Origin of the sequence: Bacillus sp. SIMBA_008 (genome assembly GCF_046535495.1) — a bacterium.
GTDB classification, from domain to species: Bacteria; Bacillota; Bacilli; order Bacillales; family Bacillaceae; genus Bacillus; species Bacillus subtilis.
Map to the genome: position 1 here is coordinate 1 of NZ_JAWRWL010000334.1, position 278 is coordinate 278.

Consider the following 278-nt stretch of genomic DNA (forward strand, 5'->3'; position numbering starts at 1 on the left):
TAAATCTAGTGCAATTTCTTCACTTGCAGAGGCGAATGCATGTATCGTCCTGCCGGGAGGAACGAGAGGATTTGAAGCAGGAATAACTGTTTCGGTACTGTTATTAGAATCAAGCGCCGGAAGTGAGTGGCCGTGGGAAGAACCGCTTCAATCATACAAATAATAGAAAAAATAGATTGCTAACTTATACAAAGATAAGAGGTGCAAGATGACACATACGTATTATGAAGTAATTGATACACCTATTTCAATTGAAGAAGTTACAAACAAAGTAATTC

The 278-nt window shown here is 38.1% G+C and carries 2 pseudogenes; both read left to right on the plus strand.

Annotated elements, in window-relative coordinates:
* Positions 1-163: pseudogene (locus tag SB658_RS23455) on the plus strand (molybdopterin molybdenumtransferase MoeA); the annotation flags it as partial.
* A 45-nt stretch (positions 164-208) separates the two neighbouring features.
* Positions 209-278 (plus strand): annotated as a pseudogene (locus SB658_RS23460) (molybdenum cofactor biosynthesis protein MoaE); the annotation flags it as partial.